Genomic DNA, 15,760 nt, shown 5'->3' with positions numbered 1-15,760 from the left:
TATGGCTTTCGTAACTTTAGCAATTTTAGATTACGCAGTTTATTAAACTGGCATTTTAGTATTGATTCTCCATAAAACTAGCGGAAGAACCCTAATTCCTAATTCCTTATTCCCTACTCCCCACTCCCCGCCCACATAGATAATTTCAAAAATAAAATACGATTCCTATATGAATTCCTATTAATATAGAAGTACCTTAAATTGAACGAAGTTCTAGCCAAGTTACTTCTATATTATTTTTTAGACTAATAAAAGAACACTAATTCCATTGACAATGAGATTCCTGAGTCTTGTTTAGGGTATCTTATCTTTTTAATTGGAGTTTAATGAAGCTCCCATAAACTTTGGACAAGCTTTAAAAACCCTTCTTAGAAACTTATAAGTATTTATATATAGATAATTGTATATTATTTATTGTATTGAGCTACCAATTTTATCTTGATATTTTCTCATATTTTAACGGTTTAATGAGGAAAATATTTTTGCACATAGTGCAGTTAATAACTTCATAAAATAAATTAGCCTTTGCTTTTTTTGATATATTGGTACGCCTCTCTATATACCTTTTGAGTGGCAAAATTTGCTATTGAAAGTCAGACATGAGATCATGTCTGCTTGATTATTTACTAAATCCGAATAACCCCACATTTCCTCACTTGTGAGGAAGGGATTAAGGCGGGCCAGCGCGCTACTGGGGGGTCAAAAGTCTTTCATTAGGTTATCCACTCTGAAATTAGAGGGATAAGAGATTGCAAAATCTAGATTTATTATCCTTTTCTATAAAAACTTTATCTTTGTTAAATATCCAAAATGCTAGAAACAGAAACTCAGACACAGCCTATTTATAATATTCCTTCAATCAGGAATTATCAATGGTCTACTCATCTTGATTTATTAAGAGGTTTAGCTTCTTTATTAGTTCTTCTCGGCCACATGAGAATTTTATTATTTTTAGAATATTCAGAAATTAGTAACCCTAGTTTTTTGATAAAAAGGTTAAATTCATTCACAGTATTGGGTCATCAATCTGTAATGATATTTTTTGTGCTAAGTGGATTTTTTATTTCAGCTAGTGTAATAAAGAGAATTCAGCAAAAGCAATGGTATTGGATTAATTATTTAGTAGATCGTTTAACACGTTTATATATAGTATTAATTCCTGCTTTATTACTGTCTGCTTTTTGGGATTCTCTCGGTATAAAAATATTTGGTACTGGACAAGATAGCTTTTATGGAGAAAAGTTTCACAACGGTCATTTAGCAACTTACAAAATTTTGGAAAATTTCACATTTCAAAATGCTTTAGGAACTTTAGCTTTTGTGCAAACGATTTTTGTAGATTTATTTGGTTCAAATAAAGCAGTTTGGAGTTTAGCCTATGAATTTTGGTACTATATACTTTTTCCTTCTATCATTCTATTCTTTTTTGCTAAATCCTTAAAAGCGCGTGTCTTCTATGCTTGTTTAGCTTCAGGTATATTACTAATGGTTGGTTCAGAAATTAGAATTTATTTTCTGGTTTGGCTGATGGGAGCATTAGTTAGTATATCTCATCCTTCTAAATATCTTAATAACAAAAATATCCTCCAGCCACTTACTCTTTTGTCTATACTAATTCTGTACATTGCATTAATAAGTGAGCATTTTATTGGTCGAGAAATAGCAGACTTTTTCATAGGATTTTCTACTGCCGTCATGATATACCTTCTAATTAATAGTCGTAGTCAAATAAGGCAAGAAGGAAGATACGAAAAATTTTCTAAAGGTTTAGCAGGATGTTCCTATACTCTTTATCTTGTCCACATGCCAATACTGTGCTTTATTAGAGCATGTGTAATTGGCGATCACCCTTGGGAGCCAGATATTTTGCACATATTCTTGGCGCTTATCATAGTTATATTTGTATTTTTATATGCAGTTGTCATAGCACATTTTACTGAGGTAAAAACAGGCAAGTTTAGAAATCTAATTATGTCTTGGATAAAAAACAGAGCTTTAAATCAAGCTTAACTGATATGCCGAGCCAATCAAGACGCCTACTTGTGGTGAAACCTTTCCCAGGCGCATGGCACCTTACTTACTCTATAACGATGCCCTGTCTGCCTGCATTTATGCTGGTATTATCTAACGCAGCAACTCATGTATATGGTACTATACCTGAGTTAGGTATTAAAACCAAAGTGAATCTAGTCAGCAAAAATAATCTAGCTTAAATGATCCCGGACTACTTCCAATTTATCAATAAGCACAAGTTTCTGGAAGTAGCACGAAGCTTACATAGTTTTGCTGTGGAGCGATACTATCTCTTTCTATTCCTGTTACTTCTAAAGTTGTTGCTTGATTACGAAAATGAACAGTTACACTACTCTTGGTATTTAGTGATTTAAATAATTTATTTAGTTTTTACAACTAACCCTGCAATTACTATGAACAAAAAATTAAATTTACTACAAGTATATCGCGGTATAGCTGCTCTAATGGTAATTCTTCACCACGGGAATGGAATAGTTTCTCGTGAACTACATCAAAATGATTTATATTTATTGCAAGTATTTCATTTCGGTTGGATAGGCGTTGATTTCTTTTTCGTACTCAGTGGATTTATTATATTTTATATTCATCAATCTGATATAGGTAAACCTGATAAGTTTACGCCTTTCGTTTTTAAAAGATTTATCCGCGTATATCCATTATATTGGAGCATTTTAGGCATTAAAATTTTAGTTTCTCTATTTAATACTGGTCAAGATAGCATTTATCAGCGAAGTGCAGACGAAATTATCAAGGCTATTTTGTTGGTACCCCAAGATCGGTCGATTCTAGAGAGTAGTTTTATTGGTGTCAGTTGGACGCTCAGTTATGAAGTGTTTTTCTACTGTATATTTGGTTTCCTAATATTCAAAAATACAAAAATTTACCAAGCGATAATTTTTGCTTGGATAATTGGTATAATTTTTAATATCTTCAATATTTTACCAATCGGCAAAAGCTATCTGCCAAACTTTATATTTTCTCCACATAATCTAGAATTTGTGCTGGGTTGTTTGGCTGCTTATACGATATATAAATATCAATTCAAATTTGGAGCATCATTAATTTATGCTTCAATATTTTTGTTGATGATATCAGTTATAAATACAAAATATGGTGAATTTAATGTTTCAGGCATCTCTTCATTAGTAGCTTATGGAATTCCGTTTACGTTGCTGATTATCGGATCTGTTCATTTAGAAGTATCAAAAGCAATAAATGTATCACCAATTCTAATTTATTTAGGCAATGCGTCTTATTCTATATATTTAACACACGGGTTTTTCTTAAGTAATATAAGCAAAATATTCAATAAGTTAATAGAGAAATTCAATATTTTACATTTGATTCAAAACCACACTATATATTGCAACGCTATTGCATCTATTATTATTATACTAACAGTACTTATGGGATGTGTAGTTCATTCTTATATTGAAAAACCATTAATTGGGAATTTAAGGAAAAAAGTATTTGCTAAAATGACTTGATACTGGTCAAAAAGCAGTAATGTTTTATTCTAAACTTGAAGGCAGTTGTTATTTATTTAATGGGAAAAACAATAATTTAGCAACGAGCCTAACCCTCTAAAACGCCCATTTGGAAATAATTAACGTGTAAGAGTAAAAAGTGACATTTTAGAATAAAATAGCTTTTGGATTAGGGAGCGATGAAGAATGATAATTTTTTATGTTTGGTAATGAGTCAATCAATTCTTCCATTACTTGAGTCATAGTTTGTCAGCGTGAACTGCATATAATTGCCAACTTATTAAACGACGTTTTGATATGCTTAATCTTAATTGCTTATTTTTATAATGGTTACATAGAGGAGCGTGGGTAGTATGTCACAATGTTTATATACCAAAAACTATAAAAATAAAAAACCGTAAAACATCATCCGCAGGAGTAATAAGTAGGAGTTAGAAGATTGATAGACGCAATGGACTTTTTTCAGTTAAGCGCTGGGAAGTGGCGATCGCAACGTGCAACTCATCACCTACCCTTTAAGCGCTCAGAAACAGGAGAATCGGATATACAGGTAGAAACTTTGGATGCCAATCATCCCGAAATCATTGAACTGTGCCAGTATCATCAGATTGACCCTAGCCTGTCAGTAGGTGGATCGCGGGTGCGTTGGCTGGGCACAATGGCTTGGGATAGAGAAAATGACGAGAACCATCAAGGGAAAACCATATTTGCGATCGTGCCTGATGGCGATAATCCCAGAGCTGGTAAATTACTCCGTGAAAGAGGCTACGCTGAAATTATGCCTGTAGTCGGTCTTTTTCACATGGATGATGAAGATGGGCTAGTGTTGACAACCGAATACGAAACAATGAGTTCCATTGAGAGATTCTGGTTCCCTAGCCCAAATATGCGACTACGAACCAGTACAGTGAAACGCTTTGGTGGCTTCAGCACTGCATCATTTTGTACCGAAACTCGCATTGAAACTTCTATTGAGGCTTCCAACCCAGAACAAGTAACAGAAAGACTTGGGTCGGATGTTTTGGAAAAAAGACAGTTTTATTCAGTTTTGGGCTGGTGAATGATTCTCAAGCAGACCGATGCTTTTACTCGTGGTCGAGATTATTTGCATCAAGTACAGGGGTTTGCCCTAGAGCCGGGTATGGTGGATGTATTCGATAACGTGCGCGATCGCATCCCCATTTGTATTTGGATCGGCGATAATATTAACACCGTTAACGCTCAGATCAATACCTATCTAGACCTTTGTCATCAGTGCTTTCATCCTCAAGAGCGTCGCCACATCCAAATTTTTGCAGTCCCTATAGCTCAATCCTTTGGCATCGACGGGCTGTGCAACATTCTCACAAACCCAGTAACTATTCTGGTAGATGTTGGTAGAGTTGCACCTAGAGACTGGTTTGGTGTAGTTGTTCATGAATACGCCCATGCCCATCTAGGAGACTTTGGTCACAATGAGCAGTTTGCTAGCATCCTATCTCATCTATGTTTAGGACTGGGATTAGAACCACCCTACTGGGAGTCAGGGATGGAAGCAACTTTGCGTAGCTGGCCTCACTGTAAGTCAACCATAGATCCCCTGCAATTTTGGATAGGTCAAGGGAGTAGGAAGTAGGGGAGACAAAGAGACAAGAGGTGAGAACTTGCAACAAGTCTTTCCCCTTATCCTTAATTATTTACTCCCCACTCCCCACTCCCCATTAATTTCTTTTGCTATATGTTAAAAATTATTGCTTTATTTCAAAAAGGTGAAACTGAATCTTCTAATCTGAACTATGTGAACAAAGTTTTTTAGGTAGTTATTGGCTGAAAGGCTCACTGCCTTTATAAATTAACTATGGGTTGAGTCCAAAAAGCTAATCCTTGTTTTTTGGAATAGTTAAATTCCCCTTAGTTAAGTTTCGTGAAATTTTATCAGAATCTGAAGTTCTGATACAACTACTCCCTTAATATATGATCTAAAGTTGTTAACTTTAATTAAGAAATATGGAGGCTTTAGAGTGGCAATTCCTCTGTTAACATACGACCCTTCAAGTCAAAATCAGCGTGTAGCTGCATACGAAGTACCGGGTGATGAACAGCCCAGGATTTTTACTACAGATAATTTGCTTTCTCCGTCAGATTTAGATATTCTGATCGAAGCAGCATACCGTCAACTTTTCTTTTATGCCTTTACTGCCGATCGCGAAACATATTTAGAGTCTCAACTCCGTAATGGACAAATTACAGTAAGGGACTTTATTCGTGGGTTGGTACTTTCCAATACCTTTAAGAAAAGCTTCTACGATCTCAACAGTAATTATCGGTTTGTTGAGCAAGTAATCCAGCGCGTTCTAGGACGCGACCCATACAATGAGCGGGAAAAAATTGCCTGGTCAATTGTAGTCGCTACCAAGGGTATTAGAGGCTTTATTGATGAAGTCCTCAACACTGAAGAGTACCTGAGCAATTTTGGAGACTCCACAGTGCCTTATCAGCGCCGTCGCATATTGCCATCCCGCGCTGAGGGTGAGTTGCCATTCAACATTAAATCTCCGCGATACGAAGCTTACCACCGTACCAAACTTGGTTTCCCCCAAATCATTTGGCAGGTCGAAGTACGCAGATTCCTTCCACAAGAGCAAAAGCCCAAGGCTGGCGATCCAGCTCTATTCTTGTCTATGGCACAAAGTGTCAATGCAACTGGCAATGCGCCACAAAGGATCTCGTCATTCAACATCGATATCGAAAAGTCTGTACCTTATCGGCAACTGGCAGGAATTAAATAACGATTTTTGTTCGATGGCTGTCTAGTACATCCATTTGCTCATTTTATAGCGTGCATAAGTCTTGGGTTATGTAGGAGTTTCATTTAGGTAGAACTAGTGGAACAGACTCTATCCCATGTCTTATGTACGCTAGTTGTTAATGGGGATTGGGGATTGGGCATGGTTTGTTTTGCAATACTTAATTAATGTCTGTAAAATGGTGCTGCTTTCAGATGCGGGATGAGCTTAAAGTGTAGTTCGTCTTTTTAGCATCTCCAAAAGTTTTGTAAAGTGGCTGGGAGGGTTTGCTGTCACCTCAATCAACTCTCCAGATACGGGATGCTGCAATTTTAGTCGCCAAGCGTGCAGTGCTTGACCAGGTAAATTTACCCCTACTGAATGACCAGAACTATAAACTGGGTCGCCGACAATGGGATGACCCATTTTGGCGCTGTGGACGCGAATTTGATGGGTGCGTCCAGTTTCTAGTTGGAAATGGATTAAGGTGAAGTTACCGAGGCGTTCTAGTACTTGCCAATGAGTGACGGCGGCTCGTCCGCCTTGTTCAACAGGCATAATAGCCATTTTTTTGCGGTCTTGTGGATGGCGACCAATGGGCAAGTCAATTCTGCCACTTTCAACTTTTGGCGCACCATAAACCACGCCCAAGTATTCTCTCCGTGCGGTTTTAGCTTTGAGTTGTGCTTGTAGGTGATGATGGGCAACTTCTGTTTTAGCGATCGCGATCGCACCCGTTGTATCCTTATCCAATCGATGGACAATTCCCGGACGTTGGACTCCGCCAATTCCTGGTAAATTAGGGCAGTGTGCCAATAGAGCATTTACCAAAGTGCCATCTGGATGACCAGGTGCAGGATGGACAACTAAACCTGCGGGTTTGTTAAGAATGAGTAGCTGGTCGTCTTCATAGAGGATATCTAAGGGGATATCTTCTGCAAGGAGTTCTAAAGGTTGCGCTTCTGGTATTTCGAGAGTGATGCGATCGCCTACCTTGACATTGATCTTCTTAGATGTGCAAACTTTATCATTAAGTTGGACGTTGCCCTGTTCGATTAACTGTTGGATGCGGGAACGGGATAAGTCTGGTAATTCTTGGGAAAGGTAACGGTCAAGGCGATCGTTGCCTTTATTGTTGACGCAGTGTATCTTATCCTTGAAGGGAAGTAAGCTAGACGCTGCATCCTCTAGTGGAGTTGACAAGCGTTCGCCCTTGGCGTTGGCAAAGCGATCGCTATTTTCTTGGATTTGTAAATTAAATTCGGTCACAATTGCTCTAAATTATTAATTCCCCGTTCTTTAAGTAAAGCGCGGAATGCTTGAAAAGGGGGTTAGAAATCGCATCTACTCAGGTAAAACCTTGATTTGACCTTAGTCTACAGAGGCGGACGAAAGTTTATGTATCTGCTAATTCTGCTTTAGCTGTCTTATATTTGTTTTCTTACCGATTGTCGAAAAACTCTAAGTGCTGAACTCATTCCTGTAGTTCGCGCTATTTCTACAAATCGGGGAATGAGTTCCGTGATAGAAAAAGTGGGAAATGTGGGGTTAATGAGAGACTTCACATATCGTTCACCTTGCAGCAAGCTAATTTCTAGGTTTTTGCTTTCATATCGCCAAATTTCAGGTACTTTCAACGCCTGATATGCACTAATTTGGGTTTTAGAGGTGACATCAATTTCAATCGCCAAATCAGGAGGAGGGTCAACAGTTAGGTCGATCCTATCTTTCCCAATCATTAGCTTATAGTTTTGAATATAAAAACAATCATCGGGTTCAATACCTGCACTTATATCTTTTCGCTTAAAGGTAGTTGAACCTAAAGACTCCCAATTGAGATCGAGTTCATCTAGCAAGGCTTTCACCAAGTCGCCGATAATTACCTTAGATCGCTCATGTTCTGGTAATGGAGCCATAATTTCTAAAGTTCCTTGGCTGTATGCTATTCGACTCCTGCGATACTCTCCTAATTCGTTGATAATTGCTTCAAATACTTGCCAACTCACATCTTCCAGGATTATTCTTTGTCCTGGTGGAACTCGAATTTGTTTGAGTTGAAGAGTAACCATAGGATGTTAGTTGTTAAATAATTTCATTTTTACTCAAATTTGACATCAGCGAAAACTTATATCTTGCACCTGCCCACTTTCCCGCCAGAGAATAAATTCTCTGGCTAATAGCGCAAGTCCACTTAAGTGGACTCTAATCCTTAGTGAGTCTTCTAAAGAAGACTTTAGCTATACGCCTGGTGAATTCATTCTGAGGCGGTTGTTGGAACTGGTGCAAGTTCTGAGAAAAGGGGATTTTCTAAAATTCGATGTAGCAAACGCCCTAACCAAAAAGCGATCGCTTAAATTCTTTTTATCTCTCCTCCGTGTCCTCCGCGCCTCTGCGGTTCATAATTCTAAATTTATAACTTCTTGCGGCAACTCAAATAAACCATCTTCCCCAGCTTCAAAATCAATCACCTTATACACAGCATCAATATTTAATTCACCATAAATATGAGGAAATAATTCGCCTATTTCAGCAGGTTCATAGCGAATTTCAGCTTGAACTTGAGCAGAATCAATAAAAAGTAGTACTAATTCTTTTTGATTATCAAAAAATATTTTTGCAACTTTGAGTATTTGCGTTGATTTTGAACAATGTATAAAACCTTCACTCTCTAACGAATCAGCGCGATATCTACCGATGTTTTTTGCTTGTTCCCATTGTTGGCGTTTGGTGATGTGGAAGATAGTGTTCATGTTGCTTCTGCTTGTATCATTTTACGAATATCATCTAAAGGCGATTCAGGTTCCTCTGGTTCATCAGAACAAAATTCAAGACATAATTTATATTTATCTATGGTTGCATTTGATATGTATATTTGAATTTTTAGTTTACCTTTCTGCCAGCCTTTACCGTTAATTTTAAGTATCTGGCAATCTGTAGTTAAATCAAATTTAATTTGATCTATTTTCATAGTCTCTTGACTAAAAGATATTTGCTTGAAAAATTCAGAAATTTGAGTTTTAGGTTTTTGAGTCGAGTAATCATAATAACTATGTTTTTCCCATTTGCTGCAAATCTGTTCCCGAACTAATTCCTTTAATCTGCTGACTTTAAAAGTGTCTTTATGCAAGAGTACAACATCGTCGTCACAGTCTAGAGTAATGAGTTGATAATTCATATCAATTGAGTCAATTTAGAGTGCAAAATACTAGCTTTATAATTTAAGCTTACTCCCAGCTTATTCTGTAATTTTGTTGATATCAAGCTAGTAAGAATACCTAAATACTATAAATTAGTTGGAATACAAACATATGGCGCACATAACCCAATAAACTCTAGCGTCGTCACCTCAAACGTATTCAAATCTACGCGGCGGATAGCATGATTATTAGTATCAGCAATATATAAAAAAGAAGCGATCGCACTCAATCCCGAAGGTTCAAAAAACCGAGTGTTTTTACCCTGGCCATCTTGTAAGCCACTAGTACCATCTCCTAAAACTGTTTGACAATTCCCTGTACTAGGACTAACTAATTTAATTTTATGGTTATAAGTATCTGCTACCCAGAGAGAATTTTCAGCGTATTCCACTCCTAAACAGTGTTGTAAACGAACATCTTCACCTTGTCCATCTACATCGCCAAAACCAAATAACCCCCCACTACCGCAAACAGTTCGCACTTGATAGGGTTCTACAATTCCCACACCCCGAACTGAACTAACTTCACTGTCAGCAATATATAATTCATTCCCATCTGTGCTAATACCGCTAGGTTGAGCAAAGGCAGATTCGGTAAGTGAACCATCAACGCAAGCTTCTGCACCAGTACCAGCATAAGTTTTCACAATGCTAGTTTCTAAATCCATTTGCCAAATTTGATGCGGCCCAGCCATTGCAATAAACAAGGTATTTCCCACTTTGACTAAATCCCAAGGAGAATTTAGCGCAGTTTCTAAACCAGCACCGCCATGAGGACGGATATTGCGACTTTGTTCACCAGTTCCTGCGATCGCTTCCACTACTTGGCGCTTTAAATCAACTTGCCGCAGTGTATGATTTTCTGTATCAGCAACATAAAGAATTTGATTTTCGGCATCATAAGCCATTCCTTGTGGTGCAAAAAATTGCGCTTCGTTAAAAGCACCATCAGTTAAGCCAGATTTTCCAGTACCAATCAAGTGTAAAATTTCCCCATCAAAGCTACTCATAATCAGGCGATGATGTCCAGAGTCAGCGATGAATAAACCCGTTGGAGTGGCTAGAACTTTACCAGGAAAAGCTAGGGGTGTGATTAATGGTTGGCGCTGTTTTTCTAAAGTCAAGCTGAGTTCTTGAAAATTAATTGTGCCTTTGTCTTGGTGTTGCTGAATTAACTTTTGAATTAACTCGTCTAAAGTGTCGCGGTTTCCTTCGCCAGAAATCTGACCAATCACGTAACCTTCTGGATCAATAATTATTAACGTAGGCCAAGCACGTACAGCATACTCTTCCCAAAGTCGAAAATTGCTGTCAATTAAAACTGGGTGTTCAACGTCGTAGCGCAGGATAGCTTGACGAATGTTTTCTGTTTCTTTTTCATTGTCAAACTTGGCGGAGTGGACACCGATAACAGTAAGACTATCTTTATATTTTTGTTCTAAATATTTCAGGTTTGGTAAAATATGCAGACAATTGATACAGCAGTATGTCCAAAAGTCTAAGATTACGACTCTACCCCTGAGTTTTTTAAGAGACAATGGTTTTTCGGTGTTGAGCCAAGAGTCATTTTGTGGTAATTCTGGCGATCTGACACGGGGAATCATACTAATTTCTAATGGGCTACGCCCCGCTTCGCTAACGTAATTCGTAATTCGTAATTAATATCATATTCGGATAATTAGTTATGATTCCCAGAGTCATTGCACTCCACCCCTTAATCTCTTAAAAACTTGGTTGCCATCTCCACCTCTGATCTGACGTTCTACCAGAAGTGTTAAATCCAGATAGTTCGCAATCAAAAAGTTGCAATGGCGCACCATTAACTGTGCCAGGATCTCCAGCTACATCAATGCATTTGTTGGATAATCCATTTCTGATAAATCCTGCACCAATGTATTCCCACCTCTGATCAGTGGTTCTACCAGAAGGGTTAAATCCAGATAGTTCGCAATCAAAAAGTTGCAATGGCGCACCATTAGCTGTGCCAGGATCTCCAGCTACATCAATGCATTTGTTGGATAATACATTTCTGATAAATCCCCCACGAATAAATTCCCATTTCTGATCTGTGGTTCTACCAGAAGAGTTAAATCCAGATAGTTCACAATCAAAAAGTTGCAATCGTGCACCATTCGCTGTACCAGGGTCTCCAGCTACATCAATGCACTTGTTTGATAGTTCGTTTCTTATAAAGATTCCCCCTACTTGTGCAATAGCATTTTGATTTTCTAGAACGCAAGTTGCTCCCCATAACAATGAGCCAACGAATCCAACTGCGATCGCTGTATGCTTTCTTAAATTCGGTTTCACAAATTTTTTTCCTTAATTTCGTGTTTCTACGTTATTAAAAAGCTTTTGTAAACTTCAGAATATACTGTTAGTTACTATCTAATAAATGAACTTTTAGAAAATTTACACTTTGAAAAGACTTGACAAACTAACTACTAAAAACTTATCAGCCTGGGTGCAACTAGCTAAAATTCAGGCTAAACACGGACGAGTTGCCGATCGCATTCCGCAATTAGCTTTGGCTGATCCTGGTTGGTTTGCAGTTCACATCTGCTGTGAATCGGGAAAAACTATCGGCTTTGGAGATACAGCTTGTGTTTTCCCGCTAATGAGCGTTATTAAAACATTTTCCTTACTTTATCTGCTAGAACACTTTGGTGCAGAAACGGTTTTTGGGTGGGTTGGGGTGGAACCATCGGATGCACCCTTCAATTCTTTAGAGCAGTTGGTTGCCGATCGCGGATACCCCCGCAATCCGATGATTAATAGTGGAGCAATTACTCTAGCTGACAAATTACCAGGAAAGGACGCTAGCCAACGGACTCTTTTATTTTGCCAATGGCTCAACCAATTAGCCGATTGCCAACTATCTTTAGATGAGGTAATGCTGTCTTCAGTGCGGTTAACCCGTTCAAGAGCCAATGAAGCGATCGCACACTATCTTGCCGAAACAAATCATTTAGAAAATCTGGAAACAGCACTTGACACCTACGAGCAAATATGCTGTATATCTGGGCGAGTTGAAGATTTAGCCCTGTTAGGAAAATTCTTAGCTTGTAAAAATAGCTGTTTATCAGCACAAAATCGCCGGATTGTCAATGCTGTGATGTTAACTTGTGGACTGTACGAAGCTTCTGCCCAGTTTGCAGTCAGAGTTGGTTTACCAATGAAATCAGGGATTGCTGGTGGACTTATAGCAATAGTACCAGGTGAGGGAGCGATCGCTTGCTACAGTCCCGTGTTGGATAATATCGGAAATCCTGTAGGTGCGATCGCGTTTGTTGAGGCTTTAGCGCAAGAGTTACAGTTGAGTGTCTTTGGTTAACTCCGGTTTTTCTGCTTCGGAAGCGCTTATTTTAGACAACGGCGTTGATTCAGGAGTTGGCGTTACCTCTGGCTGTGGTTCTGGTGCAGGAGACTCGATAATCTCTGGTAGCGTCGGTGGCAAACTAGGAGATGGCGCAACTGGTGCTTCTGGGGCGGGGACTTTACCAGCCCGACGGTTAAAAAATCCGCCAAATCTAGATTTTGTAGGCTGAGGTACAACTTTTTCAGTTAACGGCGTTGATTCAGGAGTTGGCGTTACCTCTGGTTGTGGTTCTAGTGTAGGCGTAATTATTTCAGGTGCAGGAGACTCAATAATCTCTGGTAGCGTCGGTGGCAAACTAGGAGATTTCTCAACTGGTGCTTGTGGGGTGGGGACTTTACCAGCCCGACGGTTTAAAAATCCGCCAAATCTAGGTTTTGTTGTCTGAGGGACAACTTTTTTAGGTAACGGCGTTGATTCAGGAGTTGGTGTTATTTCTGGCTGAGGTTCTGGTTTAGGCGTAATTATTTCTGGCGCTATCGGGGACAAGCTGGGAGATGGTACAGCCTTTGGAACTTCCAATTTTGGTTGTTCTGGCTTGGTTGGCTCTGTTTCAGATTCTTTAGGAATTTCAATTTCGGGAATCGGCTGTTTTTCTACCTTTGGTTGTATTTGGGGTGTTTTTTCAACGGACGGCGTAGGTGTGAATCTATAATTTGGATCTACAATGCCGCGCACCTCATCTGCTGTAACTTCTCCTCTGACAATTCTGGACAAAGTGTCTTTACCCTTTGGCTGGTAGTCAATCAATCTAACTGTGGTATTAAAGGCATTTTTGACAGAATTTCCTTGATTATCAAGAAATTCTAGTTTTACCCAGTTTTTTCCTGGATGGAAGCCTTTAAGATAAACTGCTTGCCAGCGATCGAAAATAAAGCTTTCACCATTAATTGTGGAGCGAATGCGCCAATCACTGAATTGGTCGTTAGGGTTTTCTTTCCCAACGAGGTGCAGAGGAGCGTTAGTCAGGTAAAAGTCCAGTAAGATTGGTTCTGCTCCGTAGCTACTTTGAGGGCGGCTGTAAGTTAGCAGGGGTAACTTGGGATCTGGGTTGTTGTCGTCGGTTTTGGTGAAGACGTGAAATGTTGTTTGGGCATAAGCGCCTTCATTCTTAAAGCTTTCATGCCAAGGACGAGAGGCAAAGACACGCAAGGTATGAGTCCCTGGAGACAAGTCTGGGAAAACCAAGGGCTGACTCAGGTCGTAAACAGGGATATAAGGTTGGTTATCTAGAATTACATGTAGATGGGGCCCTAGTTGTAATTGGGAATCCTTAAATATTGGTAAATCCTTAACCTGAAAACTGGCTGTGGCTTTGTTGTCTTGGAGAACTTCATCAGCTTGTGGAGTAACAATTGTCACTTGTGGCTGATAAACTTCCAAACCTGTCCGCAGTTCTTGGATAACAGATGGTGGGGAAACTTCCGAAAATTGCTTTGAAATTTGAGAAATCTGTGGAGGGTTTTCTCTATAGTCAGTAGATACTTCCTGGCTACTCACTTTCTCGCTACAACTAATCAAGCTTAATACCAGCACTAATGTGATTGCCCACCTGAAAATAGGGAACCTCTCAGGGAGGAGCTTCTCTAACACCCTTTTCTGCCACGAGTTCATGCGTTGCACCCAGTGATAGTCTTCGACAATTGACAGATTATTTTGGCTCAAACTGTCCATCTGGAACTATAGCCCAAAAGATGAAATCTGCTTCAAATCCCATAATTTTCTTGTGTATCCCAGGAAATTATCAAATGAGTCATATTCTTTACAGCTTTTTACTTGCAACAATGGAAATATGACACAAATGTTCATAAGTAATAGCAGCCAAAGCTGGAACATCGCCTCATACAGCCAAACTATAAAATTTGCAAATTGTTATTCTTTGTAAATTAAATCGATAATCTATTGACTTTTGGACAAAGGCTTTAAAGTTAAAAGGCAGTTAAGGCAGGAATTCCAGCAATATTTCGGCAAGTTTGAATTATTGTTAAAATATCTCCAACTATCTCCAACAAAGTACAAGTTAAGACTCTATAATTCAACGAGAAACAACAATCCACATCGGTCTTCATCGCGGCTTCAGTAAAATTCTGGAATTTGCGGTAATGGTTAATTTTGTGGTATTCATGATTCCTCATTCCTTATCTAGAGAGGAGGTCGAATGACAATAAGTCCTCCGGAGCGAGAGGAAAAGAAGGCAAGAGTAATCGTCGATAATGACCCAGTTCCAACCTCATTCGAGAAATGGGCGCAACCTGGACACTTCGACAGATCCTTAGCCAGAGGCCCCAAAACCACCACATGGATTTGGAACCTTCACGCACTCGCCCATGATTTTGATACACATACAAGCGATTTAGAAGATATATCCCGCAAGATATTCTCAGCCCACTTCGGCCACTTAGCCGTAATAATGGTTTGGTTGAGCGGGATGATTTTCCACGGCGCGAAGTTTTCTAACTACGAAGCTTGGTTAAGCGACCCGTTGAACGTTAGACCAAGTGCTCAAGTCGTTTGGCCCATTGTTGGACAAGACATTTTAAACGGTGATGTTGGCGGTGGTTTCCACGGTATTCAAATCACCTCCGGTTTGTTCCAAGTATGGCGTGGCTGGGGGATCACAAACTCCTTCCAGCTTTACGTGACTGCGATCGGTGGCTTAGTATTAGCAGGCTTATTACTATTTGCCGGCTGGTTCCATTACCACAAACGCGCTCCCAAACTGGAATGGTTCCAGAATGTGGAGTCAATGCTGAATCACCACTTGCAAATCTTGCTAGGTTGTGGTTCTTTGGGATGGGCAGGTCACATAATCCACGTATCCGCACCGACCAACAAGCTTTTGGATGCAGGCGTTGCTCTCAAAGACATACCCTTGCCCCACGAGTTCATCTTGAACAAAGAC

General features: G+C 39.2%; 13 protein-coding genes and 1 pseudogene. 7 read left to right on the top strand and 7 right to left on the bottom strand.

What is annotated here, in order from left to right:
* Window positions 1–810: 810 nt before the first annotated feature.
* From V7K25_RS19335 to V7K25_RS19315, 5 genes are all read left to right on the top strand, one after another.
* Window positions 811–2,010 carry an acyltransferase family protein gene (locus V7K25_RS19335; protein WP_335160121.1) on the top strand — a complete coding sequence of 400 codons (1,200 nt, stop codon included), beginning with the start codon at window positions 811–813 and terminating at the stop codon, window positions 2,008–2,010.
* A 416-nt stretch (window positions 2,011–2,426) separates the two neighbouring features.
* Window positions 2,427–3,521 (top strand): acyltransferase family protein, encoded by a 1,095-nt coding sequence (locus V7K25_RS19330; protein ID WP_335160120.1) that lies wholly within the window; start codon window positions 2,427–2,429, stop codon window positions 3,519–3,521.
* A 442-nt stretch (window positions 3,522–3,963) separates the two neighbouring features.
* Entirely contained in the window at window positions 3,964–4,581 is a 618-nt protein-coding gene (locus V7K25_RS19325) for a phycobiliprotein lyase (RefSeq protein WP_335160124.1), read from the top strand.
* Window positions 4,582–5,136, top strand: a complete 555-nt coding sequence (locus V7K25_RS19320) for a hypothetical protein (protein ID WP_335160119.1) — start codon at window positions 4,582–4,584, stop codon at window positions 5,134–5,136. It begins immediately after the preceding gene.
* 385 nt (window positions 5,137–5,521) lie between these two features.
* Window positions 5,522–6,289, top strand: coding sequence for a phycobilisome rod-core linker polypeptide (locus V7K25_RS19315; RefSeq protein WP_335160118.1), 768 nt, complete (start codon window positions 5,522–5,524; stop codon window positions 6,287–6,289).
* 225 nt (window positions 6,290–6,514) lie between these two features.
* Here the strand turns inward: V7K25_RS19315 and V7K25_RS19310 are convergent, their stop codons facing one another.
* From V7K25_RS19310 to V7K25_RS19285, 6 genes are all read right to left on the bottom strand, one after another.
* Entirely contained in the window at window positions 6,515–7,435 is a 921-nt protein-coding gene (locus tag V7K25_RS19310; RefSeq protein ID WP_335160123.1) for an RluA family pseudouridine synthase, read from the bottom strand.
* 278 nt (window positions 7,436–7,713) lie between these two features.
* Window positions 7,714–8,355, bottom strand: coding sequence for a Uma2 family endonuclease (locus tag V7K25_RS19305; protein ID WP_335160117.1), 642 nt, complete (start codon window positions 8,353–8,355; stop codon window positions 7,714–7,716).
* Between the two features lie 327 nt (window positions 8,356–8,682).
* On the bottom strand, window positions 8,683–9,036 hold the full coding sequence (locus tag V7K25_RS19300) for a DUF952 domain-containing protein (protein WP_335160116.1): 354 nt from the start codon (window positions 9,034–9,036) through the stop codon (window positions 8,683–8,685).
* Entirely contained in the window at window positions 9,033–9,461 is a 429-nt protein-coding gene (locus tag V7K25_RS19295; RefSeq protein WP_335160115.1) for a KGK domain-containing protein, read from the bottom strand. The genes V7K25_RS19300 and V7K25_RS19295 overlap by 4 nt, the downstream gene beginning before the upstream one ends.
* Window positions 9,462–9,568: 107 nt before the next feature.
* The gene (locus V7K25_RS19290; RefSeq protein WP_335160114.1) at window positions 9,569–11,086 is read right to left on the bottom strand and encodes a thioredoxin-like domain-containing protein; all 1,518 of its coding nucleotides are present in this window, start codon (window positions 11,084–11,086) and stop codon (window positions 9,569–9,571) included.
* Window positions 11,087–11,204: 118 nt separating this feature from the next.
* Window positions 11,205–11,792 (bottom strand): RICIN domain-containing protein, encoded by a 588-nt coding sequence (locus V7K25_RS19285; protein ID WP_335160113.1) that lies wholly within the window; start codon window positions 11,790–11,792, stop codon window positions 11,205–11,207.
* 109 nt (window positions 11,793–11,901) lie between these two features.
* Between V7K25_RS19285 and glsA the strand changes: the two genes are divergently transcribed.
* A complete protein-coding gene (gene glsA, locus V7K25_RS19280) occupies window positions 11,902–12,816 on the top strand; it encodes a glutaminase A (RefSeq protein ID WP_335160112.1) in 915 nt (304 codons plus the stop codon).
* Here glsA and V7K25_RS19275 read toward each other — a convergent pair.
* Window positions 12,793–14,472, bottom strand: a complete 1,680-nt coding sequence (locus tag V7K25_RS19275; protein ID WP_335160122.1) for a hypothetical protein — start codon at window positions 14,470–14,472, stop codon at window positions 12,793–12,795. The two genes, glsA and V7K25_RS19275, sit on opposite strands and share 24 nt — an antisense overlap.
* A gap of 544 nt (window positions 14,473–15,016) precedes the next feature.
* Here V7K25_RS19275 and psaA point away from each other — a divergent pair.
* Window positions 15,017–15,760 (top strand): annotated as a pseudogene (psaA, locus tag V7K25_RS19270) (photosystem I core protein PsaA); the annotation flags it as partial.

The organism is Nostoc sp., assembly GCF_036919495.1.
GTDB lineage: Bacteria > Cyanobacteriota > Cyanobacteriia > Cyanobacteriales > Nostocaceae > Nostoc.
The sequence above is the reverse complement of the archived record's forward strand: the minus strand, read 5'-3'. Positions and strand labels throughout refer to the sequence as shown.

Bases quoted from the DNA above. Each gene is read 5' to 3' on its own strand.
- V7K25_RS19335 (WP_335160121.1), top strand. From the start codon at position 811: ATGCTAGAAACAGAAACTCAGACACAGCCTATTTATAATATTCCTTCA.
- V7K25_RS19330 (WP_335160120.1), top strand. From the start codon at position 2,427: ATGAACAAAAAATTAAATTTACTACAAGTATATCGCGGTATAGCTGCT.
- V7K25_RS19320 (WP_335160119.1), top strand. From the start codon at position 4,582: ATGATTCTCAAGCAGACCGATGCTTTTACTCGTGGTCGAGATTATTTG.
- V7K25_RS19305 (WP_335160117.1), bottom strand. From the start codon at position 8,355: ATGGTTACTCTTCAACTCAAACAAATTCGAGTTCCACCAGGACAAAGA.
- V7K25_RS19300 (WP_335160116.1), bottom strand. From the start codon at position 9,036: ATGAACACTATCTTCCACATCACCAAACGCCAACAATGGGAACAAGCA.
- V7K25_RS19295 (WP_335160115.1), bottom strand. From the start codon at position 9,461: ATGAATTATCAACTCATTACTCTAGACTGTGACGACGATGTTGTACTC.
- V7K25_RS19290 (WP_335160114.1), bottom strand. From the start codon at position 11,086: ATGATTCCCCGTGTCAGATCGCCAGAATTACCACAAAATGACTCTTGG.
- V7K25_RS19275 (WP_335160122.1), bottom strand. From the start codon at position 14,472: ATGAACTCGTGGCAGAAAAGGGTGTTAGAGAAGCTCCTCCCTGAGAGG.